Below are 24,615 nucleotides of genomic sequence, written 5' to 3' on the forward strand. Positions count from 1 at the left end.
CGGCTCTTCCATGGTCCTTGCTTCCCCCCCCCCACACCCCCTCCCCCCCCCTCCACCCCCCCCCCCCCCCCCCCCCCCCCCCCCCCGGGCCGGTCACCGGCTTCGGGGACGGGAATCCGGCCGCCGCCTCCTGGAGGCGGAGCCAGTCGGGGTCCAGGCCCCCTCCCCCGGTCTCCCATTCCAGGAACGCGCGGACGCGGCGGGGCGTGGGCCGCAGCAGCATCGGCAGGGCGTGCAGCAGGTACGTCGCCTTGTATCCGGCGAAGCACTGGGTCGGATCGAGGAGGAACAGGCGGCGTACCCGAGCGGGGGCGCGCAGGGCGTAGTGCAGGGCGATCCAGGCGCCGTAGGAGTGTCCACCGAGGTCGGTCACCTCGACACCCAGGCCGTCGAGGAGCGCGTCCAGCCAGGCGGCCAGGTCGGCGACCGTAAGGGGGTGCCGGTCGGCGGCCGGGACGCTCAGGCCGGGGGCGCCGATCAGGTCGACGGCGTACACCCGGCGCCGGCGGGCGAGGTCGGCCGCCTGGGCGTACCAGGACGCGGAGGTCGCGCCCCCGCCGCCCGGCAGGAGGAGCAGCGGGGGCGCGTCGGGCGGGCCGCACACGGTGACGTACGTCGTGCCGAACGGCGTCGGCACGCGGACCGCCTCCCGCTCGGCGGGCCACTTGGCCATGACCTTGTCGTACGCGGCCCGGAAACCTTCGAAGTCGTACGCACCGCGCATGCTCACCACACCCGCCCCCTCCTCTAATATCTCGCTCACCGAGATACTTGCCGAACGTGACGATAACCGAAGGAGCACCATGCCGTCCCAGGAACCCGAGAGGGAGATCGTCCACCTGCTGCGCGCGGTGACCGTCGAACTGGGCCTGCACAGCGCGCGGTTCGCGCAGCGCAATGGCATGCATCCGACGGACGTACGCGCCCTGATCGCCCTCATGGACGCCAGGCGGGCGGACGAGGAGATGACAGCCGGGCGGCTCGGCGCGGCGCTCGGGCTGAACTCGGCCGGGACGACGGCGCTGGTCGACCGTCTGGAGCGGGCCGGGCACGTACGGCGGGTGCGCGCCGAGGGGGACCGCCGCAAGGTGCTCATCGAGGTGGACGAACGGGCGGTCGAGCTCGGCCAGGCCTTCTTCGGGCCGCTGATCGGCCGGGTGGTGGAGCTGGTGCGGGGGTACGACGAGCGGGAGGTCGCCGCGATCCGGGGGTTCCTGGGCGGTGTGCGGGAGGCGGCGGCCGAGGGCGAGTGACCCTCCATACCCCCTCCCTGGGGCATACAGGCCGTGAGGTGCGCCACAGCACCCCCAGGTAACACGGGGTTCACACTCGGGCAATGACCGGGAAATCGCCTGTTGACAGGCTCGCGGGCAACACAAGCGCGGCGTCCCAGTGCCGCAGCGCCGCAGCACCCGCAATCGCGCCTAGACGCACCCCCGAAGGAAGTGGCCCGTGACCTTCAAGGCTGAGTACATCTGGATCGACGGCACCGAGCCGACGGCCAAGCTCCGTTCCAAGACGAAGATGCTGGGCGACGACGCCAAGGGTGCCGAGCTGCCGATCTGGGGCTTCGACGGGTCCTCCACCAACCAGGCCGAGGGCCACGCCTCGGACTGCGTGCTCAAGCCGGTCTTCTCGTGTCCCGACCCGATCCGCGGCGGCGACGACATCCTCGTCCTGTGCGAGGTCCTGAACATCGACTTCACGCCGCACGCCACGAACACCCGTGCCGCGCTGGCCGAGGTCGCCGAGAAGTTCGCCGCGCAGGAGCCGATCTTCGGCATCGAGCAGGAGTACACGTTCTTCAAGGACGGCTACCCGCTCGGCTTCCCCAAGGGCGGCTTCCCGGCCCCGCAGGGCGGCTACTACTGCGGTGTCGGCGCCGACGAGATCTTCGGCCGTGACGTCGTCGAGGCGCACCTGGAGAACTGCCTCAAGGCGGGCCTCGCCATCTCCGGCATCAACGCCGAGGTCATGCCCGGCCAGTGGGAGTTCCAGGTCGGTCCGGTCTCCCCGCTGGAGGTCTCCGACCACCTGTGGGTGGCCCGCTGGCTGCTCTACCGCACCGCCGAGGACTTCGGTGTCGCCGCCACCCTCGACCCCAAGCCGGTCAAGGGCGACTGGAACGGCGCCGGCGCGCACACCAACTTCTCCACGAAGGCGATGCGCGAGGGCTACGACGCGATCATCACCGCGTGCGAGTCGCTCGGTGAGGGCTCCAAGCCGCTCGACCACGTCAAGAACTACGGCGCCGGCATCGACGACCGCCTGACCGGTCTGCACGAGACCGCCCCGTGGAACGAGTACTCCTACGGCGTCTCCAACCGCGGTGCCTCGGTCCGTATCCCGTGGCAGGTCGAGAAGGACGGCAAGGGCTACATCGAGGACCGCCGTCCCAACGCGAACGTCGACCCGTACGTGGTGACCCGCCTCCTCGTCGACACCTGCTGCTCCGCCCTGGAGAAGGCCGGCCAGGTCTGATCCACGGTTCTTCCCGGAAGGGGCGTCCGCCGTCGTGGCGGGCGCCCCTTCCGCGTATCGTGCGCCGCCATGGGGAACGACGGGGTGGAACAGGTACGGGCGTACGGCTCGGCGGGGGACGTGTCCGGGCTGCTGCGGGCGATGGAGTCCACGGACGCGGACGTGCGCGAGGAGGCGATGAGCTGGCTGAGTACCGCGGCGTGGAACGAGGACGACCTCGCCGTCGCGATCGCGCGTGCGGTGCCGGGGCTGGCCCGGCTCGCCCTGGAGGGGCACGGCCACCGGGAGGACCTGCTGCGGCTGCTCGGCGACCTCGCGACCCGGTCCGGATGGCCCGACGAACAGCAGCCGGCCCAGCGGGCGGTGGCGGACGAGCTGCCGGCCCTGCTGCCCTTCGCGCACCACGCCGACCCGCCCGTACGGGACGCGATGGTGCTGCTGATCACCGCGTGCGGCGGGGAGGACTCCCTGCCCCTGCTGCGCAGCCGGTTCGACCAGGAGACCGACCCGCAGGTGCGTGCCCACCTGGTGACCGCGCTCGGGCTGCTGGATCCCGGCGACGGCGCGTGGCGGCACGCTCTGCTCACCGACCCCGAGCCCCGCGTCGCGCTCGCCGCCGCCGAGGACCTGCTGCGCACCGCCGACCTGCCACTGCCCGGCGCGCTGGTGGACCACTGCGCGCGGGCGTACGCGGCGGACCCGCACGAGCCGGACAGAGCCCTGTGGGCCAGGCCCCACAAGGTGTTCACCGACCGGCTGCTGGAGGACCCCGAGGCCGCGCTGCGGGCGCTCGCCGGGGGTGTGCCGCTCGCCTTCGAGATCGTCGACGAATGGCGGGACCGCGAGGCCGACGTGCTCCCCTGGGCACTGCGCACCATGGCGGCCGAGGACTGGGACCTGTTCCGGCTGGCGCAGATGACCTGCTCGCTGCCGACGGAGCTGCACGCGCCGGTACGCGCGCACGCGCGGCCGTACCTGACCGCGGACGACCCGGCGGTACGGGCGACAGCCGTCACCGCGCTCGCCCGCACGCGGGCGCCGGAGGCGGTCGAGGAGGCCGTACGGCTGGTCGAGGAGCTGCCCGGTCAGTACGTCACCGTCCGTGCCGCGACCGCGGTGGCCGAGGAGTTCGGGGCGGAGGCACGGCCCCTGGCGCGGGCGGTCGGTGCGCGACTCGACCGCGGTTCGCCCTACCTGACCGAGGTGCTGGAGCGGTACCCCGAGGTGGCGGTGGAGTTCGTCGAGGAGCTCACCGAGCTGCTGGCGCGTACGGGCACCGGATACCCGCCGGTCGCGGTCGCCGCGCTGGGCCGTATGGGTCCCGCCGCCGGTGAGGTGGCCGAGCGGGCGCTGCTGGCCTGCGTGAACGAGCGCGCCCACTCCTCGGTCTCGGCGGTCGCCGCGGTGGCCTACCACCGGATCAGCGGCGACCCCGGTCCGGCCCTGTCCTTCTTCCGGCAGGAGATGACCGCCGGGTTCTCGGGGGCGCTGCACTGGGTGAGCGAACTCGGCCCCGCGGCCGCTCCGTTGCTGCCGTTCATCGAGCCGCTCCTCGCCGACGGCTCCCCCGCCGCCGCCACGGCCGTCTGGCGCATCACCGGCAGGACCGAGGACACCCTGGAACCTCTGGGCCGGTGGGCGGTCAGGTGGGAGAGGATCCACCCCCGGCTGCCCCACCCGCTCGTGAGCCTCACGGAGATGGGACTGGTCCCGCGCTTCGCCGTCGCCCCGCTGCGACAGGGGGCCGAGTCCCCGCGGCGGCGCATTCGCGACCTCATGGGCGGGGACGCCCTGCATCCGGACTACGTCGTACGGAACACCGTACGCAAGCTGCTGGAGACCGCAGAAGTCGTGGACTGACCTCGACTTCGCGCCACGGAAACGTCCAAGCAGTGAGAGGAGTCTGCTGTCACCCGCGCGTCTCTGCTTCAATGGGCCCATGGCCAGCTTCCAGAAGTACTCCGCGACAGGTCGCCACGACCTCGAGCCCTTCTGGCCTTCCCGTCAGCACCACGACTTCGACCGGGTGTGTTGTCGCGCGACGAACGCGCCGGCCCTCTAAAGCCGTACACCCCGGCCTTCGGCCAGCGCGAACCGGCGTACGTCCCCCGACGAACCTCTCGCGCGAAAGAGCTGACCTCTCATGGCGACCACTCGTTCTCTCTCCACCGCTGCCCCCCTCCCCGCCTCCGCCCGTCACCACCTGCGTGCCGTGGACCGCGACGAGGTGGCGACCGTCGCGGACTTCCTGCCGCCCGGTGCCACCTGGATGCCGGCGCCGCAGCACACCCTGCCCACGCTCCCGGGCCGCCCTCCGATGATCGGCTACCTGGTGCTGGTCCCGGCCGACCAGCAGCCGCCGTTCCTGCCGGTCGCGGTGCCGGACCAGCCCACCCCCGACGACACCGCCGTCGGCGACCCGCTGGTGCGCATCGACCCCGTGCAGCGCACCGCCGAGGTGGACGGGCGTCAACTCGACCTCACCTACCTGGAGTTCGAGCTGCTCGCGCACCTCGTCGCGCACCCGGGCCGGGTGCACACCCGCGACCAGCTGGTCGGCACGGTGTGGGGCTACGGCCACGTGGGCGACGGCCGTACCGTCGACGTCCACATCGCGCGGCTGCGCCGCAAGCTGGGCACCGAGCACCGCCAGACGATCCAGACGGTGCGCCGGGTCGGGTACAAGTACACCCCGCCCGCCGGACGCTGAATCAGATCCCCCCTCTGCCATCAGCAGATTGCCGTTCCGTCCCGCCGCTCCGCCGGGCACAGTCACCGGCATGAGACTTCTTGTGCTGGGTGGAACGGAGTTCGCGGGACGGGCCGTGGTGGAGGCGGCGCTGGGGCGCGGCTGGGACGTGACGGTCTTCAACCGGGGGCGGCACGATCCCGTCCCCGGCGCCCGGTCACTGACGGGTGACCGCACCTCACCCGACGGGCTCACCGCCCTGGCCGGCAGTGAGGACGAGTGGGACGCCGTCGTCGACACCTGGTCGGCGGAGCCAGTGGCCGTCCACCGCACCGCGCGGCTGCTGCGGGGCCGCGCGCGCCGGTACGTGTACGTGTCGAGCTGCTCGGTGTACACCTGGGCCCCGCCCGCCGGGTACGCCGAGGACGCGCCGCTGGTCGAGGGAGCGGAGCCCGACGCGGGCCACACCGACTACCTCCGTGACAAGCGGGGCGGCGAGCTGGCCACCGTGGCGGCGTTCGGCGCGGACCACTCCGTGCTCGTACGGGCCGGGCTGATCCTCGGCCCGTACGAGAACGTCGGCCGGCTGCCCTGGTGGCTGAACCGGATCGCCCGGGGCGGGCCGGTTCTGGCCCCCGGCCCGCGTGACCTGCCCCTGCAGTACGTCGACGTCCGTGACCTCGCCGAGTGGGTCCTCGGGGCGGTGGAGCGGGAGTTGAGCGGGCCGTACAACCTGATGAGCCCGCAGGGACACGCCAGGATGGGCGAGCTGCTGGACGCGTGCGTGCGGGTCACCGGGTCCGCGGCCGAGCTGCGCTGGGCCGCGCCGGAGATGATCCTCGACGCGGGCATCGAGCCGTGGACGCAACTGCCCGTGTGGGTGCCGCCCGGCAGCGACATGCACGACGCCCTGCACTCCGCCGACGTCTCGCGGGCGATGGCCACCGGACTGTCCTGCCGGCCCGTCGAGGAGACGGTCGCCGACACCTGGACCTGGCTCCGGGACATCGGCGGTACGGCGCCCCAACGTCCCGACAGGACCCGCAAGGGCCTTGATGCGGAGATCGAGGCGAAGGTGCTGGCCTTGCTCGGCAGCGCGGCGGGAGGTGTACCTGGCACCACCCCCTGACCGGGGGCTTGAAGCCAATGCCCCCTGCCCCGCGGGTCGGCCAGACTGACATCCATGAACACCAACACGAAGAGGGACGGCGGCAGTTCGAGGGCGCAAGCAATGCTGCGCGCCGCCGGGCGGGGGTTCGTGCTGGCTGTGGTGTCACTGCCGCTGGCCGTCCTGTGCTTCACCCTCACCGCTGTGTCGATCGCCCTCATCCCCATCGGTATCGGGCTCGTCACCACACCGTGGGTACTGGCCGGGGTGCGCGCCTTCGCCGACCGGCGGCGGGTGCTCGCCGCCGAGTGGGGCGGGGTGCGCATCCCCTCCGCCTACCGGCCGATACCCGAGAAGGCCAACCCGTGGACGCGCACCTTCGCGCTGCTGCGGGACCCGGCGACCTGGCGGGACCTGCGGTGGCTGCCGGTGGACATGACGGCGGGGTTCGTCACCGCGCTGCTGCCGACGATCCTCGTCCTCTACCCGCTGGAGGGGTTCGCGCTGGCGGCCGGGCTGTGGCGGGTCATGACGGGCGGGAAGTACGGCGAGTACGGGCCGTACTGGTACGGCTTCGTGCCGGTCAGCGACCAGGTGTCCGCCCTCGGCGCCGGCGCGCTGGGCGTCGCCATCCTCTTCGCCGCCCACCGGTACGCCACGAGCGCCTTCCAGGTCCACTTCCGTCTCACCCGTGCCGTCCTCACCCCGACTCAGGCCGAACTGGCGGAACGGGTGAAGGTGTTGACCGAGACCCGGCGGGACGCGGTCGACACCTCCGCCGCCGAGCTGCGCCGTATCGAGCGGGACCTGCACGACGGGGCGCAGGCGCGGCTGGTCGCCATGGGCATGGACCTCGGGACCATCGAGATGCTCCTCGAAAAGGACCCGCGGCAGGCCAAGCAGCTCCTCGCGCAGGCCCGCCAGTCCTCCGTCGACGCCCTCGCCGAACTGCGCGACCTGGTGCGCGGGATCCATCCGCCGGTGCTCGCCGAGCGGGGCCTCGGCGACGCCGTAAGGGCGTTGGCGCTGCGGCTGCCGGTCGCGACGGAGGTGACCGTGGACCTCGCCGGCGGCCGTGCGGACGCGCCGGTGGAGTCGGCGGCGTACTTCGCGGTGAGCGAGGTGCTCACCAACGCCGTCAAGCACTCCGGCGCCGACCGCATCTGGGTCGACCTGCACCACGCCGACGGCTGCCTGCGGATGTCCGTCACCGACAACGGCAAGGGCGGCGCGGCGGTCGGGGCGGGTTCGGGCCTGGCCGGGATCGAGCGGCGCCTCGGTACATTCGACGGCGTCCTGGCCGTCAGCTCCCCCGCCGGCGGTCCCACCATGGTGACCATGGAGATCCCTTGCGCGTTGTCCTAGCCGAAGACCTGTTCCTGCTGCGCGACGGACTGGTCCGGCTCCTGCAGGCCCACGACTTCGAGATCGCCGCCGCCGTCGAGAGCGGTCCGGAGCTGGACCGGGCCCTGTCCGAGCACCGGCCCGACGTGGCGGTGGTGGACGTACGCCTCCCGCCCACACACACCGACGAGGGCCTGCAGTGCGCGCTGCGGGCCCGCCGGGAGAGACCGGGCCTTCCGGTGCTGGTCCTCTCACAGCACGTCGAGCAGTTGTACGCGCGGGAGCTGCTCGCCGACGGCAGTGGCGGCGTGGGGTATCTGCTGAAGGACCGGGTGTTCGACGCGGAGCAGTTCGTGGACGCGGTACATCGGGTGGCGGCGGGCGGTACGGCGATGGACCCTCAGGTGATCCAGCAGCTGCTGGCGCGGCGGTCGGGCGACGGCCGGCCGCTGGACCGGTTGACACCCCGGGAGCTGGAGGTGCTGGAGCTGATGGCGCAGGGCCGGTCCAACGCGGCGATCGCGGGCAAGCTCGTCGTCACGGAACGGGCCATCGCCAAGCACACCGCCAACATCTTCACCAAACTGGGACTTGAGGTCTCGGACGATGACAATCGGCGCGTGCTGGCCGTGCTGGCCCATCTGAACCGGGACCGCTGACACAAAATCTTCGCAATCCAACTACCAGGGACGACGAGGTAGTTGGGGGCGAATTGTCTCGTCCCTTGACGCACCGGTCTCTCACCAATTCCTGAGACGGCTGAACACCTCTGGGACCACATGCGTAAGAGAGGACGCCGCTTCACTCCTGTCGGGCGCCTCGATGCTGCCCCGCAAGGAAGTCAGAGGAGTTCCATGGGACGCAACACACGTAAACGCCGTTCGTCGATGGCCACGAAGGCCGTGGCAGCATCGGCGGCCCTAGCGCTCGGTGGGGGCGGGCTGATCTGGGCGAACTTCTACGCTTCGGCGCACGAGTCCAACAACTCGGCGCAGAACCAGACCAAGGCCGCCGCCGCCCAGGTCGCGACCATCGCCTGCCCGGACGTGGGCCAGAAGCTCACGAACGTGCCGAGCGGGGCTCGCAACGGGGTGGCGAAGGAGCTGGCGCTCCTGGACAAGCAGATCACCGAGGCCTACGCCCGGCTCGCCTCCACGCGCCAGGCCCAGGCCGGTGACGCCGGCTTCGTCCAGAACGCGATCGTCGGTCCCCTGAAGGAAAAGCGGGCCGCGACGATCGACCGTATCCGGATCGACATCCAGCGCGTCGGGGGCAGCTTCAACAACCAGCTGAGCCAGCTCGCCGCCTGCACCCCGCAGACCGCCAACGCGCAGACCACCGCCGGCGGCCAGCAGCAGAACGGTGGCCAGCAGCAGGGCGGCCAGCAGCAGGGCGGCCAGCAGCAGGGCGGCCAGCAGGGTGGCCAGCAGCAGGGCGGCCAGCAGCAGGGCGGTCAGCAGCAGGGCGGCCAGCAGGGCGGCCAGCAGCAGGGTGGCCAGCAGGGCAACGGTGGCCAGGGCGGCAACGGCCCGGTCGCGGCGGACTTCGTGGACATCACGAAGGTCCAGGGCAACGCCCAGCTGGGTGTCGGCCAGAACGGCCTCGCTGCCAACGGCAACAGCGGTTCCCGGGGCACCTTCACCTCGAACTGCGGCACCAACGGCAACGACAACCACAACACGGACAACGTGATCGTGGCCCCCGGTGTCACCAACGGCGCGCACCACCTGCACGACTACGTCGGCAACCAGAACAACGACGCCTTCGCGAACGACCAGGAGCTGGCGGGTGCCGGCACCAGCTGCCAGAACCAGGGCGACAAGTCGTCGTACTTCTGGCCGGTGCTGCGTCTGCAGAACGGTCAGCAGGACTTCGACCAGAACAACGACGGTGGCGGCAAGGAGGGCAACGTCGGCAAGATCCTTCAGCCGGCCCAGGCCCAGCTGAAGTTCGTCGGCAACAAGAAGGGCAACGTCGTCGCGATGCCGCAGGCCCTGCGGATCATCACCGGTGACGCCAAGGCCTTCGTCAACGGCAACGCCAACGCCAACGTGAACTGGAGCTGCACCGGCTTCGAGAACAAGGTGCAGCTGAAGGACAAGTACCCGATCTGCCCGCAGGGCAGCCAGGTCGTCCGCACCAGCAACTTCCAGAGCTGCTGGGACGGCAAGAACATCGACAGCGCCAACCACCGTACGCACGTGGCGTTCGTCCAGGGTGACGGCTCCTGCGCCAACGGCTTCAAGGCGATCCCCCAGCTCCAGGTCCGGCTCGTCTACAACGTTCCGGCCCCGAAGCTGCAGAACGGCCAGGTCGTGAACCCGTACGCGGTGGACACGTTCCCGGAGAACCTGCACAAGCCGATCACCGACCACAACGACTTCATCAACTTCTTCAGCGCGAACACGATGAACCAGATGGTCAACTGCATCAACACCGGCAAGAACTGCACGTGATGCGACACTGCGGCTGAGCCAATGAGAAGGCCGGCGGTGAGGATTCCTCACCGCCGGCCTTCTCGTGTGTGGGGTCCGATCAGCGACCGCTGGTGATCAGTGACCGAAGTGGTCAGTGACCGGAGTGTGTGGCGCCGTCGGAGGGCTCGTGCGACCCCTCGTGCGCGGTGTGGTCGGCGCCCTCCTCGATGTCACCGCCGAGCGTCTCGCGCAGCGCCACCACCGTCTTGGTCTCGCCCACGGCCACCCACTTGCGGCCGACCAGGTAGTGGCCGCCGTAGTCCTTGGCACCGTTGAGCCACTCGCGCTGGCCGCGGTCGGTGGCGAAGGTCGCCAGGATGAACTTGCCGTCGCCGTTCTTGCAGACGGCCTGGCGGATCTCGTCCGCGTCGGTCTGCATGTTGGGCTTGCACTTCACCTCGGCGGCCAGGTGCTCCAGGCTGCCGGTGGCCGCCGACGGGACGGCCTTCGTGTCCGTGTCGGAGCCGGAGCCTGAGCCGCAGCCCGCCAGCGCCAGCACCAGTGCGGCGCCGCTCAGCGCGAGCATCGGTCGGGTCACCTTCATCTGTCCTCCCTGCGAGAGCCTCGTCCTGGATACGGCTCCCGGGTACGGAGCGCTCAAAGTACAGGCCACCACGGGCACGCCTGTGCGAAGGTGACCCGGTGAACCAAGACTGGGAAGACCGCGTGACCGCCGCCTGGGCGACCTTCGACGACTACCCCGAGGAGGACGCGGCGACGTTCCGCGCCGTGATCGACGCGCTCGTCGCCGAACTGCCCGAAGGCAGCCCCCTCGGCCCGTTCGAGCAGGCGTGCGCCTGGGACTCGACGGGCCACTCGGACAAAGCGGCCCCGCTCTACCGGGAGGCGCTGGCACGTGGCCTGGACGGCTACAAAGGCAGGCGCGCCAAGATCCAGCTGTCGAGCTCGCTCAGGAACATCGGGCAGGCCGAGGAGGGCGTCAAGCTGCTGACACCCGAACTGGACGCGCCTTCCGACGAGTTGGACGACGCGGTACGCGCGACCCTCGCCCTGTGCCTGTCGAGCCTCGGCCGCGACCGCGAGGGCCTGTCCCTGGTGCTGGGCGCCCTGGCCCCCCATCTGCCGCGCTACCAGAGGTCGATGGCGAACTACGCGCGAGCGCTGGTTGAACCGGATGGGTGAGTCGCCCGGGGGGTGGTGACCATCCACCGATTCGCTCGTTCTGCTGAACGTGCAGTCACAGGATGTCGCCCAGCACCCCTCCCCCACGCTCTCCGCCTCGCTCGAACAGGCCGAGGCCGCGCTCGTCGAGCACTACCCACGCCTCGTCCGGATCGCCTACCTGGTCCTGCCGCCGAGCCTCGGCCGGGGCCGGCGCGTCCTGACCGCCCACGCCCTCACCCAGCGCGCGCTGCCCCGGGGCCGGTCGTCCACGCCCGTGATCCCGGCCCAGTCCAAGGGCGCCGACGCCGGCTACTCCTACGTCCGCCTCCAGGTGCTGCGTACGGCACTGGAGGCAGGCCGGCCGCTCAGGCTCAGTGCCTGGCCCAGGCGCTCCCAGCTGCCGCCGCTGCTGCCCCAGGTGTGGGGCCTGCGCCTGTTCCCCCGCTCGGGCGGCGCCGACGAACTCGCCCTGGACCAGCGGCTGTCCGCGCTCTCCGGCCCCGCCCGGGCCGCGTACGTGCTGCGCGGGCTCGAGAAGCTGCCCGACCCGGATGTCCGCACGGTGCTGACCGCGGCCGGCGTCGACGACCCCACAGCCGCGCTGCGGGAGGCCGACGAGGTCGGTGGGCCATACGCGCTGCTCGACTCCCCCGAGTTCGACCCCTGCTCGCTCCAGGCCCGGCCCACCGACCTGAGGCGGCGCAGGCAGTACACGAAGGCCGCGCTCGCCGCCGCCGCGGCCCTCGCCGTGTGCGGCACGCTGTTCGCCCTGCCCGGTGACGGCTTGGGCCCCGACGGCGCCGCCGCCCCGCCGTACGCGCGGAACCCCGCGGCCGAGGCCGCCCTGGACCCAGGCAGGTTGACCCGGGTCGCCCCCACCACCTGGCGCACCGCCACCCGCAGAGACTTCTCCGTGTGGCCCGCCCGCGGCGCCCTCGCCGACGACTCGGCGCTCCTGCGCCGCGCGCTCGCCGTCTGGGCGCGCCCCGGCGAGACCGTCAGTGTCGCGGCGACCCCGGGCACCCCGTCCGGCGGCCCCGCCGGACCGCCCCAGCTGCTGTACGCGGGCGACGTCGACAACGTGCGCGTGGTGATCCTCTACGACGGTCTGCGCATCGCCCGGTACGCCGAGGCGAAGGACGGCACAGCCAGGGCCGCCCTCGACTTCGCGCGGGCCGACGGCGCGACCGGCGCCGAGGCGAGCGCGGTGGTCCTGGGGCGGGCCGACGGCAACGTCCGCTACCTCGTGGCGCCGTGGGTGAGGAAGGCGGCCGAGCGGGACCTGGCGAAGCCGGGCGCCGGTGTGATGGCCCTGACGGTGACCGGGGGGACCACCTCGCCGCTGGCCAGCCCCGCGACCCGGACGGGCGCGTGTACGTCGTGGAACGTGCTCCAGGTGACCGACGCCTCCGGCACGCGGCTGCTGAGCGACCTGGGCGAGCTGCTGCCCGCCCACCTCTCCGCGGGGCGGCCGGGGAAGCCGCACGAGGTGAGCGGGGCGGAGTCGCTGCGTGCCTGGGCCCCGTTCGCCTGCTCCCTGGCGGACTCACGCGGCCAGGGCGTGCGGTCGGTGAACACGTGGAAGTACGCGAGCCAGCCGCTGCCCGACGGGAGCGGATCCGGCGCGTGGGTGTGCACGCGGGCGGAGACCTGGCGGGGCGACGGGCCCCGGGTGCGGGCGCAGTTCGGGACGCGGGGCGGAACGTACAGCGCGGTGGTGGCGCAGGCCGCGGACGTGCCGGCGTGCGGACCGCGTGACCCACACGTGCTGGCCGGGGTGCTGTGGAAGTCGGCGGGGGGGCACTGGTACCTGCTCGCGGCCGGCAGCAAGAACACGGCGTCCATCAAGGCGACGGGCGGGGTCACCGCCTCCGCTTCGGGCCGATTGCTGACGGCACGCGGGCGGAAGGGAGCCCAGGCCGACTTGAAGGGGACCTTGACGAACGGGCGGACGATCAACGGGCTCGGGTGAGTTGGGGCCGGCCCAGTAGTGGTCGGCCCCGCGCGAGTATGTGAACATCCCCTACTGATCCGGTCGGTTCGCGGCTGGAATCGATCGGTAGAGTGTTCGCATGACTACCGGGGTTCGTCGCCGCATGGGTGTCGAGGAGCGGCGGCAGCAGTTGATCGGCGTCGCCCTCGAACTCTTCAGCCGGCGTTCGCCCGACGAGGTCTCCATCGACGAGATAGCGTCGGCCGCAGGCATCTCCCGCCCGCTCGTCTACCACTACTTTCCCGGCAAACTCAGTCTGTACGAGGCCGCGTTGAAGCGCGCGTCGGAGGACTTGGCGGGCCGGTTCGCGGAGCCGCGCGTGGGTGCGCTGGGCACACGGCTGCTGCGGGTGATGCGCCGGTACTTCGACTTCGTCGACGAGCACGGGCCCGGTTTCGCAGCGCTGATGCGCGGCGGCCCGGCGGTGGGCTCGTCCACCACCAACGCGCTGGTCGACTCCGTGCGCCAGGCCGCGTATGACCAGATCCTTTCGCACCTGGACGTGACCGAGCCGCCCGCGCGACTGGAACTGGTCATCCGCTCCTGGATCTCGCTCGCCGAGTCGACCGCGCTGATCTGGCTGGACGGCCGACGCATCCCGCGCGCCGAACTGGAGGCACAGCTCGTGCACGACTTCGCCGCGCTCACCGCGGTCAGCGCCGCCTACGACGAGGAGATGAGCGCGATCCTGCGCGGCATGCTCAAGGACGAACCGGCCGACGGTCCGTTCGGCGAACTCATCGGCCGGCTGATCGCCCTGGCGTCCTGAACCCTCCAGTGCCCCGGCAGGCAACGTTTGCGCGACGGGGTGAACGTTGCCTGTCGGGGCACTAGGGTCTTTCGTTTGGATCAGGCCGGATCAGGGAGCGGGGTCCGGTGCCGTGCATCGCAAGGCGGAGGAGGGTTGGCAGGGCGGAGCCCTGCCAACCGACGACAACGCGGCGAGGTGCGGTGCCGGGGCCCGCGAGCCCGGCCTGATCCAAACGAGAGGCCCTAGCTCTCGAACTTCCGGTACGACGGGTCGAGGTCGCGGCACTCGGCGGAGGCGTGCAGCGCCAGCCCCTCCGCCGGCTTCAGATGCTGCCGCAGCAGCTCCAGCGCGGTCTCGGTGAGCCGGGCCTTGGTCTCCTCCGTACGACCGGCCAGCAGGCCGATGTGAATGTGTACGACGGCGTGCCCCTCGGTGTCGGGGCCGACCACGGTGTCCTCGGTCGGGCGGAACTGCGTCTTGCAGGCCGGCGGCTTGGCGGCCGCGATCTCGACCGTCGCTGCGTGCAGCGCCTGAGCGAAGCCCGTGCGGTCGAAGTCGTCCGCCAGCCGAGCCGAGTAGTCGACGGTGATCTGCGGCATGGGCACTCCTGTTCTATGGCAACACGCCTCACCCTAAGGCCTGCCCTAGGGTCTTTCGTTTGGATCATGCCGGGCTCGCGGGGTCTCCCTGATCCAGCCTGATCCAAACGAAAGACCCTAGCTGCGAGCGGTCCGCGAGAACACGGCGACCGTGCGCCCCGGCAGCGTGAAGGTGCCGGAGGCCGGCTCGTACCGCGCGGCCTTGACCACGGAGTCCGCGCCCCCCGCCTGCACCGGGTGCAGGCGATAGCCCGTACCGGCGAGCGAGGCGACGCGCTGCTCCTGGGCCGTGGGGGTCGCGTTGAAGACGACGACCAGGTCACCGAGGCGCATGGTGATCACGCCGGGCGTCTCGTCCTTCCCCGACAGCGGGAAGGACAGCCGGGACTGCACCCGCTCGGCCGTACCGAGAGAGAAGTCCTTCTCGGTCGTACGGATCTGCAACAGATCCCGGTAGGCCGCCGAGGCCCCCTCGATCTGCCGGCAGCCGACGGAGACAGCGCCGAGCAGGGGCTTGGCATACGGCCACTTGGAGGCGTTGTCGGCCGCCATCGGCAGCCCACGCCCGAAGCCGTTGCCGTCCCGGCAGTCCCAGTGGATCGCGTTGAACCAGTCACCGCTGTCGAAGGAGTTACGGTCGAGGGACTTGGAGCGCAGCAGGTCGGTGCCCGCCTGGGAGAGGGACGGGCCCTGCGAGAAAGTTGCCGTGGCCATGGCGAGGACCTGCATCCGAGCCCGGTCGGACGCGCTCACCGACGCGGGCAGCTTGTAGGCCAGCGCGTCGAACAGCGACTCGTTGTCGTGCGCGTCCGCGTAGGCGAGGGCGTCGCCGGGGGCGTCCGCATATCCGGCGGGGGCGCCGTTGTAGTCGACCTCGGCGCCGGTGACCTCCTTGCCGCCGGTGTCGGTGAAGCGGTAGCGGGCGAGGTTGCCGGAGAGGCCGACCTTGATCAGGTCCTGGTAGTGCAGCAGGCGCGCCTTCTGCTCGGCGGAAGTGCCGTTGCCCGTGGAGGAGTTGGGCTGGGTGTACAGCCCGGACGCGAAGCCCTGGACGCCGGGGTCCTCGTCGAAGGGGCCGCCGCCGCGCACCGCGTCCCGGGCGCGGTCGGAGAAGGTGGCGATGCCGGTGCCGGCCATGTTCTTCTGCGTTGCCTGGACGAACCGGGCGTCGTCGGCGACCTCGCCGAAGTTCCAGCCCTCGCCGTAGAGGATGATCTTCTTGCCGTCGACGCCGTCCTTGTCGACGGTCAGCGCGTCGAGGGCCTTGCGGACCGCGAGGATGTTGGCCTTCGGGTGGTGGCCCATGAGGTCGAAGCGGAAGCCGTCGACCTTGTACTCCCTGGCCCAGGTGACGATCGAGTCGACGACCAGCTTGCCCATCATGGCGTTCTCGGTGGCGGTGTTGGCGCAGCAGGTGCTGTTCGCCACCGAGCCGTCGGCGAGGAGCCGCTGGTAGTAGCCGGGCACGATCCGGTCGAGGACACTGGTGTCCGCCTGGCCGCTCGCGGCGGTGTGGTTGTAGACGACGTCCATGACGACCCGCAGGCCGTCCTCGTTGAGCGCCTGCACCATCTTCCGGAACTCGACGGTGCGCCGCGTGCCGTCGGGGTCGGTGGCGTACGAACCCTCGGGGACCGTGTAGTGGTACGGGTCGTACCCCCAGTTGAAGGCGTCCTTCGCGGCGATCTTCCTGACGCACTCCTGCTGCCGGTCGGAGTCGGCCGGGTAGGAGGCGAGATCGCAGTCCGTGGTGGCCTGGTCCGCCTTCTTCTCGGGGATCGTGGCGATGTCGAACGCGGGCAGCAGGTGGACGTAGGACGTGCCCGCCCTCGCCAGCTCCCGCAGGTGCTTCGAGCCGTCGCTGTCCTTGTCGGTGAAGGCGAGGTAGGTGCCGGGGTGCCGGGCCGTCCGGTCCGCGACGGAGAAGTCCCGGATGTGCAGCTCCTGTATCTGGGCGTCCTTCAGCGGTACGGCCTTGGGCTTGGCGAGCCTGGACCAGCCGCTCGGCGAGAGGGCCCGGTCGTCGAGGTCGACGACCACGCTGCGCTCGGAGTTCGCGGTGAGGGCGACCGAGTAGGGGTCGGTGACCTTGTTGGTGACGACCTCGCGGACGCTGGGCGCCCACACCTGGACGACGTACCGGTACGGCTTGTTCTTCCAGGACGCGGGTCCGGTGACGGACCAGACGCCGGTGGTGTCGTCCCGCTTCATCCGCACCGTGGAGCCGTCCAGCTCCAGCTTCACCGACTGTGCCGTCGGCGCCCAGACGGCCAGCGTCGGGCGGCCGTGGCGGAACGTCGGCCCGAGCTCCGCCTTCGTGGCCTGCGGATACAGGTCGTCGAGCACGCCGGCGATCTGCACGCCGGTCGCCGCGAGCACCGCGCCGTTCACGGCCCGCTGGGAGGCGACGACCTGCCCGCGCAGCGCCTCACGCACCCGGTCGCGGTCGCGCGGGTCGACGGACCAGGCGGTGTAGTCCTTCAGGTGCGGGAACTTCGCCTTCTGGGCGTCTGTGAGGGTGGTCCTGGACAGCCGCAGCCAGCGCTCGTCGTCGCTGGTCAGCGCGCCGTCCTTCACTTCGATCGAACCGTCGCGGGAGTACAGCAGCTGGGTGGAGGCGGCCGCGTCCGAGCCGTTCCAGGCGAGGGTGTTCCGGTCGATCCAGACCGCCTTGGAGGTGGTCAGGTCGAGGGCGGCCGCGCTGCCCGCGGGCTGCGGCAGGAGGTACTTCTCCTGGCCGTTCAACAGCCACACCTCGTGGCCGTTCGCCGTGAGGTCCAGCGACTGGTCGGCGGGCAGGTCCTTCTCGTCGCCCTTGTGGATGATGTAGCTGAGGCTGGTGGCACCCTCGGTGAGCGGCACCTCGAAGACAGCGCCATAGGCATCAGTCTTCACCGGCTTCAGGGGGTTCGACCACTCGGTGGGGTTCGCGGCGCCCGTCCAGACGTGCAGTCCCCAGCCGTCGTAGGCGCCGTCGGCGCGGTGGTAGTGCAGGACGGCCTTGGTCTTGTCCTGCGCGGGGTAGTCGGGCCGCTCGGTCCGTACGGTCTCCTTGCCCTGCTCGATCCAGACCTCACCCGACTTGGTGACGTCGATCGTGCGGTCGGCGGAGACGTCCTTGTTGCCCTGCTTGTCGATGACGAGGAAGCCGACGTTCGAGGCGCCCGGCTTCAGCTTGACGTAGGCGAAGGCGCCGTAGGCGTCCCGGCCGGCGAAGGGGTGGCTGTCGGGCCAGTTCGTGGACTCGCCGTCGGCGAGGTCGCCCCAGGCGTACAGGCCCCAGTTCTCGTAGTCGCCGTCGGTGCGCTGGTAGTGCACGACCGCGTAGTCGCGGGAGGAGGCGGTGGGGGTCTCGGGAGCGGGCGGGGTGCCGGTGACGCTGTCCGCGGTGGCGCTCGATGTCCGTCCGGCCGAATCGATCACGACCGCCTTGTAGCGCAGGGCCGTGCCGGCCGGTACGCCCTTGGGGAGGGCCTGGGTGACCTTGTACGGGGCGTGGTCGGCGGAGCCGAGCGTCTGCCACTTGCCCGTGCCGACCTGGGCGGCGAAGACGACCCGGTTGAGCTGCCCGCCGTCGATTTCGGCGCTCAGCTCCGCGGTGCCGGTGGCGCCGGCAGCGGGGGCCCGGAGGGTGATGCCGGGCGCGGTGGCGGGCTTGGCGAGCTTGCCCGCCGCCTTGAGGACGATCGCCGAGCCGGCCGGGACGGTGACGGTGAGCTTCTTGTCGGCGTCGGAGGTCGCCCGGGCGGAAGTCCCGTGGATCCCCTGGAATCTCATGTCCGCCGAACCGGTCGCGAAGGTCGCCGACTTCGCCTCGCCGGCGTTGTTGAACGCGACGACGTACTCGGTCCTGTCGGTGCCGGTGCGGGAGAAGGCGTAGACGCCGGCGCCGTCCGCCGCGTACCGCTCGGTCTGCACTCCGTCGATGAGGGCCGGGTTGGCCTTGCGGAGCTCGGCCAGGGCCGCGATCTGCCGGTACAGGGGTGCCCGGGTGTCGTAGGCGTCGCTCGCGTGGGTCCGGTCGGTGCCGATCTCGTCGTCGTCGAGGTAGTCGGCCGTGCGGGAGGCGAACATCGTCTGGCGGGCGTCCTTGTCGCCGCCGGGGCCGGTGAAGCCCTGTTCGTCGCCGTAGTAGACGACGGGGTTGCCGCGGCTGAGGAACATCAGCTCGTTGGCGAGCCTGTCCTTGGCGAGGAGTTCGGCGTCGGTGGCCTTCGGGTTGTCCTGGTTCAGGAAGTACCCGATCCGGCCCATGTCGTGGTTGCCGAGGAAGGTGACCTGCTCGTACGCGTTGGCCTTGTCGGTCGTGTACTTGTAGTCGTCGCCGAAGACGGATGCCAGCCTGCGCGCGCTGCCGCCCTGGGAGGCGTACTGCCGGGCCGCCTCCTGGAAGGGGAAGTCGAGGGTGGCGTCGAGGCGGCCCTGGGTGACGTACGGGGAGGTGATGTTCGTGTCGGCGGAGTAGACCTCGCCGAACATGAAGAAGTCGTCGCGCCCGTGCCTGGCCGCGTAGGCGTCCAGGGCCGTCGCCCACTGGGTCCAGAACTCCATGTTCACGTGCTTCACGGTGTCGATCCGGAAACCGTCGATGCCGAAGTCCCTGACCCAGCGCTGGTAGATCTTCTCCATGCCGCTGACGACCTCGGGGCGCTCGGTCCACAGGTCGTCGAGCCCGGAGAAGTCGCCGTACGTGGTCGACTCACCGGCGTAGGTCGAGTCCCCCCGGTTGTGGTACATCGTCGGGTCGTTGAGCCAGGACGGGACCTTGTCGTTCGCCGTGGCCTTCGGCGTGCGCGGGAAGGAGTCGGTGTCGACGGGCGGGAACCCGTCGGTGCCCGCGTAGTCGGCGTCGTCGAAGGGCTTGCCGTCCTTCGTCAGGTAGGGGAAGGCACCCTTGGAGAGGTAGTCGTAGGACTTCTCCTCGTAGTCGACGACGTCCGCCGTGTGGTTGGTGATGACGTCGAAGAAGACCTTCATGCCCTTGGCGTGCGCCTTGGAGATGAGGGTTTCCAGGTCCTTGTTGGTGCCGAAGTGCGGGTCGACCTGGGTGAAGTCGGTGATCCAGTAACCGTGGTAGCCGGCCGAGGCGTTGCTGCCCGTCCCCTGCACCGGGCGGTTCTTGAAGATCGGGGCCATCCAGATGGCGGTGGTGCCGAGGCCCTTGATGTAGTCGAGCCGCTTGGTCAGGCCCTTGAGGTCGCCGCCCTGGTAGAAGCCCTTGTCGGTGGGGTCGTAGCCGGTGGACAGGCGCGAACCCGTCAGTCCGCCCTTGTCGTTGGCGGTGTCACCGTTGGCGAAGCGGTCCGGCAGGACGAAGTAGAACTGCTCGCGCGTGTCGTCGTGCCGGGCGGGCTCGGCGGCGAGCGTCGCGTCGGACGGCGGGGCGGGCGGGGTGTCGGCCCGGGCGGCGAGGGGCTGGACGAGCGCCGCGGCCAGCGCGGTCACGGTGACCGCGGCGACCCGTCCGGCATGTGCGGTACGGCGCCGCGACGGCGCCGGCCATCTGGATATCACTGACGTGGACTCCTTGCGATGACGGCTCTGTTGGGTCCGACCCCGCGCGACCGTATCGCTGCGGAAACACTTACAGCAAGAGTCCTGAAACAATGAGAAAGAGTTTTCAGCAGGCTTCTGGCAGTTGGGGTTCAGCCGCGACTCAGCAGCTCGACTTGCCCGCGTAGATCGCCAGGGCCGTGTTCGCCCCGAGGGTCGCGGTGAACTGTCCGTCGGCGTTCACGCTCACCGTCGTGTTGTTCTGCACGTTGCAGTACGTGCCCGCCGGAAGGGACGTCTGGTACGTCCGGCTCAGGCTGCTCGACTCGTGGTTGATGGCGACGTACCCCTTGGCACCCCGCCCGAAGGCGATCGCGTCGCCCCCGTCGTCCCACCAGTTGGTGACCGATTCGCCGCGCGTGGCGTTGCGGAAGGCGACCATGCGGAGGATCTCCGGCCAGGCGTGCTGGCACTTCCAGCCGTCCTGCCAGCAGGCGTTGACGGTACCGCCGCCCGGCGGGCCCGCGTCCGTGTCGGACCACTCGTAGCCGGAGTTGATGTCCGGCGCGCCGTACGGGTAGGCCAGCATGAAGACATTGGCCAGGGTGTAGTTGGCGCCGTCCTTGTAGTTGAGGGTGGAGCCGTTGCGCTCGGTGTCGTGGTTGTCCACGAACACGCCCGCCACCGAGCTGTTCAGGTAGCCCCAGCCCTCGCCGTAGTTCTTCAGATAGGCGAGGTTCTCGTTGTTGAAGACGCGCTTGAGGTCATAGGCGTAGCGGAACTCCTGCACGTCCCCGTTGCCCGTGTACTCGGTCGGCTGGACGGCCTCTCCGCTGCCGTGGATGACCTCCTGCTTCCAGTACGCGTTCGGATTCGTCAGCCGCGACTTGAGGTTGGCCAGGTCATGGGTGTCGATGTGCTTGGCCGCGTCGATGCGGAAGCCGTCGACGCCCAGCGTGAGCAGGTCGTTCATGAAGCCGGCGATGGTCTTGCGGACGTACTCCTCGCCGGTGTCGAGGTCGGCGAGACCGACGAGTTCGCAGTGCTGGACGTTCCAGCGGTCCTGGTAGTTGTTGATCCGGGACGTGCAGTCGTCGAAGTCGTAGGAGGAGTAGAGGCCGGGATAGTCGTACTTCGTGTACGACGAGCCGTCCGTCCCCGTGCCGCTGCCCGCCGACATGTGGTTGATGACCGTGTCGACCACGACCTTCACACCGGCCGCGTGACAGGTGTTCACCATGTTCTGGAAGGCCGCGCGGTCGCCGAGGCGGCCCGCGATCCTGTAGCTCACCGGCTGGTACGAGGTCCACCACTGCGAGCCCTGGATGTGTTCGGCGGGCGGGGAGACCTGGACGTAGCCGTAGCCGGCCGGGCCGAGGGCGTTGGTGCACTCCTTGGCGACCGAGGCGAACTTCCACTCGAAGAGGACGGCGGTGACGTCCTTGGTGCCGGGTGGGGAGGCGTTGGCGGTGGTGGCGGGTGCCATGAGGGCTGCCGCCGTGGCGGCGAGCGCGGTCGCGGTGACGGACCATCTCGATATCACGGGCGTGAACTCCTTGCGGTGACGGCCAGGCGTCTTTGCCGGGCGCCGGCGTGAACGTACCGCCACGCAAGGTTTACAGCAAGAGAGTTGAAACCAATAGCAAGTAGTTTCATCCACAATCTTGACGGGTCCCCCGCAACTGCCCCATGCTCACGATTTGTCGTGAAGGGGACCGCCCGTCGACGGCTGTGGCCCGGTCCCCGGAGAGAACCGGGGACCGGGCCCGCTCACCGCTGACCGGTCCGTCAGGCCGTCGTCCACCACACCGTCGTGTCCGTCGGCACCTTCGTCTCGCCGTCCGTCTCGGCGATCTCGCCGCTGGCGAGGAGGAGGCGGCCGTGGGCGGGGATCGTGACCGACTCGCCGCTGGTGTTGGCGACGCACACGAACTCGCCGCGCCGGAAGGCGAGGACACCCTCGGGAGCCTTCAGCCACTCCACGGAGTCGCCCGCGCCGAGGTCGGGCTGCTCGCGGCGGACGGCGAGGGCGGTGCGGTACAGCTCCAGGGTGGAGCCGGGGACGCCGGTCTGCGCCTCGACGCTGAGCTCACCCCAGCTCTCCGGCTGCGGCAGCCAGCTGCCCCCGCTGCCGAAGCCGTACGACGAGCCGGTGCGGGTCCACGGGATCGGCACCCGGCAGCCGTCGCGGAAGCCGTCCTGGCCGGCGCCGCGGAAGTACGCGGGGTCCTGGCGCACCTCGTCCGGCAGGTCGACGACGTCCGGGAGGCCGAGCTCCTCGCCCTGGTAGATGTACGCCGATCCGGGCAGCGCCAGCATGAGCAGCGTGGCGGCCCGCGCGCGCCGAAGGCCCAGCTCGCGGTCGCCGGCCAGGCGGATCTGCGTGCCGAGGCCGGGCGGGTTGGCGAAGCGGGTGGCGTGCCGGGTCACGTCGTGGTTGGACAGCACCCAGGTGGCGGGGGCGCCGACGGGGCGCATGGCCTCCAGGGTGAGGTCGACGACCTGGCGGAGCGCCCGCGCGTCCCAGTCGGTGCTCAGGTACTGGAAGTTGAACGCCTGGTGCAGCTCGTCGGGGCGGACGTAGTTCGCGGTGCGCTCGACGGTCGGGGTCCAGGCCTCCGCGACGAAGATGCGCTCACCGGCGTACTCGTCGAGGACGTGACGCCACTGCCGGTAGATCTCGTGCACGCCGTCCTGGTCGAAGAACGGCATGACATCGTTGCCCAGCAGCTTGAGCTGGCCGTGGGTTCCAAGGTCGGGGAGGCCTTCCGCCTTCACCAGTCCGTGCGCCACGTCGATACGGAAGCCGTCGACGCCCATGTCCAGCCAGAAGCGGAGGATCGAGCGGAACTCGTCGCCGACGGCCGGGTGTTCCCAGTTGAAGTCGGGCTGCTCGGGGGCGAAGAGATGGAGGTACCACTCACCGGGGGTGCCGTCGGGCTCCGTGACACGCGTCCAGGCGGGCCCACCGAAGATGGACTCCCAGTCGTTGGGCGGGAGTTCGCCGTTCCTCCCCTTGCCGGGGCGGAAGTGGTAGCGCTCCCGCAGCGGCGAGCCGGGGCCGTCTGCGAGCGCTCGCTTGAACCACTCGTGCTGGTCGGAGGAGTGGTTGGGCACCAGGTCGACGATGATCCTGAGGCCCAGTTCGCGGGTGTCCCGGATCAGCGCGTCGGCGTCGAGCAGGTTGCCGAACATGGGGTCGACGGCCCGATAGTCGGCGACGTCGTAGCCGGCGTCGGCCTGCGGCGAGGCGTAGAAGGGGCTGAGCCACACGGCGTCCACGCCGAGGTCGCGCAGGTACGGGAGGCGGGATCGTACGCCTTCCAGGTCCCCCATGCCGTCGCCGTTGCTGTCGGCGAAGCTGCGCGGATAGACCTGGTAGATCACCGCGTCCCGCCACCAGTCGCGGCGCTTGACGACGGTGGCGACTGCGGAGTTCGGTGCCGGGTCGGCGGATTGCTGGCTCATGGTGTCCTTGGTACGTAAGGGGTGTAACGGGGTCGAGGTCATGTGCGGATACTTCAAGTGTGCGACGGCTGGGTGACGAGGCGGCCGCGGTGACAGCGGGGTCGGATCGACACCGCGGCCGCCACCCGCGCGGCAAGCGCGCGGGAGCTTTGTCTCCGGGTGGGGCGTCAGCCCTTCGTGCCGCCCGCGGTGAGGCCGGTCACCAGGTTCTTCTGCACGAGGTAGAAGAAGACGGAGACGGGTATCGCGATCAGCACCGCGGTGGCGGCCATGAGGTTGCGCTGGGCGTCGTGCTCGCTGACGAAGCTCTGCAGTCCGACGGCGAAGGTGTACTTCGAGTCGGACAGCATGAACGTCGAGGCGAAGGCGACCTCGCCGAAGGCGGTGAGGAAGTTGTAGAAGGCGGCGACCGCGAGGCCGGGCTTGGCCAGCGGAAGGATCAGCCGCAGGAAGGTGCCGAAGGGGCTGAGCCCGTCGACGCGTCCCGCCTCGTCGATCTCGAACGGGATGGTGTCGAAGTAGCCCTTGAGCAGCCAGGCGCTGTAGGGCACGACGGTGGTGCAGTTGACGAGGACCAGGCCGAGGTAGGTGTCGATGAGGCCGAGGTCCGACATGATCTGGTACATCGGCACGATCAGGACGGCGACCGGGAACATCTGGGTGACGAGCAGGACCCACATGAACTTCTTGTAACCCGGAAAGCGCATGCGGGACACGGCGTAGCCGCTGGTGGCGGCGATGATCACGCCGATGGCGGTGGTACCGAGGACGACGGCCATCGTGCTCTTCAGCCAGTCGAAGAACCCGGTGTGCTGGAGGACGAACGTGTAGTTGTCGAACGTCATCTTGTGCCAGATCTGCCCGGGGTGCAGATAGTCGTCCTTGTCCGGGCCGAGGGACAGGAAGATCAGCCAGGCGACCGGGAAGAAGGCGACGAGGCTCGCCACGATCAGGATGCCGTGGGTGGTGAAGGTGGCGAGGGGTCCGCGCCGGCCGCGACGGCGGGCGGTGCCCCGGGGGGCGGCCTCGGTGGGCCGGTCGGTCTTCGCGACGGAGGTGGGGGCGGTGCTGGTGCTCATGGGGACTC

General features: G+C 70.5%; 18 protein-coding genes. 11 read left to right on the top strand and 7 right to left on the bottom strand.

Annotated features, from left to right (window positions below):
* Positions 1-724 (bottom strand): alpha/beta fold hydrolase (locus tag AC067M_RS01735; protein ID WP_478695345.1); only part of this gene is annotated, 724 nt, incomplete at its 3' end.
* 79 nt (positions 725-803) lie between these two features.
* Here AC067M_RS01735 and AC067M_RS01740 point away from each other — a divergent pair.
* The 8 genes from AC067M_RS01740 (at position 804) to AC067M_RS01775 (ending at position 10,078) form a co-directional block, all read left to right on the top strand.
* A complete protein-coding gene (locus AC067M_RS01740) occupies positions 804-1,253 on the top strand; it encodes a MarR family winged helix-turn-helix transcriptional regulator (protein WP_478694962.1) in 450 nt (149 codons plus the stop codon).
* Positions 1,254-1,452: 199 nt separating this feature from the next.
* Positions 1,453-2,481, top strand: coding sequence for a glutamine synthetase (glnII, locus tag AC067M_RS01745; protein WP_478694963.1), 1,029 nt, complete (start codon positions 1,453-1,455; stop codon positions 2,479-2,481).
* 69 nt (positions 2,482-2,550) lie between these two features.
* Entirely contained in the window at positions 2,551-4,341 is a 1,791-nt protein-coding gene (locus AC067M_RS01750; protein ID WP_478694964.1) for a HEAT repeat domain-containing protein, read from the top strand.
* Positions 4,342-4,624: 283 nt separating this feature from the next.
* Positions 4,625-5,191: a winged helix-turn-helix domain-containing protein gene (locus AC067M_RS01755; protein ID WP_478694965.1), complete on the top strand. Its 567-nt coding sequence runs from the start codon at positions 4,625-4,627 to the stop codon at positions 5,189-5,191.
* A gap of 70 nt (positions 5,192-5,261) precedes the next feature.
* Positions 5,262-6,299: an NAD-dependent epimerase/dehydratase family protein gene (locus AC067M_RS01760; RefSeq protein WP_478694966.1), complete on the top strand. Its 1,038-nt coding sequence runs from the start codon at positions 5,262-5,264 to the stop codon at positions 6,297-6,299.
* 54 nt (positions 6,300-6,353) lie between these two features.
* Positions 6,354-7,643: a sensor histidine kinase gene (locus AC067M_RS01765; RefSeq protein WP_478694967.1), complete on the top strand. Its 1,290-nt coding sequence runs from the start codon at positions 6,354-6,356 to the stop codon at positions 7,641-7,643.
* Positions 7,628-8,281: a response regulator transcription factor gene (locus tag AC067M_RS01770; protein ID WP_478694968.1), complete on the top strand. Its 654-nt coding sequence runs from the start codon at positions 7,628-7,630 to the stop codon at positions 8,279-8,281. Before AC067M_RS01765 ends, AC067M_RS01770 begins: the two co-directional genes overlap by 16 nt.
* A gap of 195 nt (positions 8,282-8,476) precedes the next feature.
* Positions 8,477-10,078 (top strand): DUF1996 domain-containing protein, encoded by a 1,602-nt coding sequence (locus AC067M_RS01775; protein ID WP_478694969.1) that lies wholly within the window; start codon positions 8,477-8,479, stop codon positions 10,076-10,078.
* A 112-nt stretch (positions 10,079-10,190) separates the two neighbouring features.
* On the opposite strand, the gene AC067M_RS01780 is transcribed toward AC067M_RS01775, so the two are convergent.
* Complete coding sequence (locus tag AC067M_RS01780) at positions 10,191-10,643, bottom strand: hypothetical protein (RefSeq protein WP_478694970.1); 453 nt, start codon at positions 10,641-10,643, stop codon at positions 10,191-10,193.
* Between the two features lie 98 nt (positions 10,644-10,741).
* Between AC067M_RS01780 and AC067M_RS01785 the strand changes: the two genes are divergently transcribed.
* The 3 genes from AC067M_RS01785 to AC067M_RS01795 all read left to right on the top strand — a co-directional run bounded on the left by AC067M_RS01785 (position 10,742) and on the right by AC067M_RS01795 (position 13,986).
* Entirely contained in the window at positions 10,742-11,242 is a 501-nt protein-coding gene (locus AC067M_RS01785) for a tetratricopeptide repeat protein (RefSeq protein WP_478694971.1), read from the top strand.
* 49 nt (positions 11,243-11,291) lie between these two features.
* Positions 11,292-13,196: a hypothetical protein gene (locus tag AC067M_RS01790; RefSeq protein WP_478694972.1), complete on the top strand. Its 1,905-nt coding sequence runs from the start codon at positions 11,292-11,294 to the stop codon at positions 13,194-13,196.
* A 100-nt stretch (positions 13,197-13,296) separates the two neighbouring features.
* Positions 13,297-13,986 (top strand): TetR/AcrR family transcriptional regulator, encoded by a 690-nt coding sequence (locus AC067M_RS01795; RefSeq protein WP_478694973.1) that lies wholly within the window; start codon positions 13,297-13,299, stop codon positions 13,984-13,986.
* 224 nt (positions 13,987-14,210) lie between these two features.
* Here the strand turns inward: AC067M_RS01795 and AC067M_RS01800 are convergent, their stop codons facing one another.
* The 5 genes from AC067M_RS01800 to AC067M_RS01820 form a co-directional block, all read right to left on the bottom strand.
* Positions 14,211-14,567 carry a 5-carboxymethyl-2-hydroxymuconate Delta-isomerase gene (locus tag AC067M_RS01800; RefSeq protein ID WP_478694974.1) on the bottom strand — a complete coding sequence of 119 codons (357 nt, stop codon included), beginning with the start codon at positions 14,565-14,567 and terminating at the stop codon, positions 14,211-14,213.
* Positions 14,568-14,684: 117 nt separating this feature from the next.
* Positions 14,685-20,081, bottom strand: a complete 5,397-nt coding sequence (pulA, locus tag AC067M_RS01805) for a pullulanase-type alpha-1,6-glucosidase (protein ID WP_478694975.1) — start codon at positions 20,079-20,081, stop codon at positions 14,685-14,687.
* Positions 20,082-20,223: 142 nt separating this feature from the next.
* Entirely contained in the window at positions 20,224-21,546 is a 1,323-nt protein-coding gene (locus AC067M_RS01810) for an alpha-amylase (protein ID WP_478695346.1), read from the bottom strand.
* 302 nt (positions 21,547-21,848) lie between these two features.
* Positions 21,849-23,528, bottom strand: a complete 1,680-nt coding sequence (locus AC067M_RS01815; RefSeq protein WP_478694976.1) for a glycoside hydrolase family 13 protein — start codon at positions 23,526-23,528, stop codon at positions 21,849-21,851.
* A 167-nt stretch (positions 23,529-23,695) separates the two neighbouring features.
* Positions 23,696-24,607 (bottom strand): sugar ABC transporter permease, encoded by a 912-nt coding sequence (locus tag AC067M_RS01820; RefSeq protein WP_478694977.1) that lies wholly within the window; start codon positions 24,605-24,607, stop codon positions 23,696-23,698.
* Between the last annotated feature and the right edge of the window lie 8 nt (positions 24,608-24,615).

Source organism: Streptomyces sp. NPDC043427 (assembly GCF_056436655.1).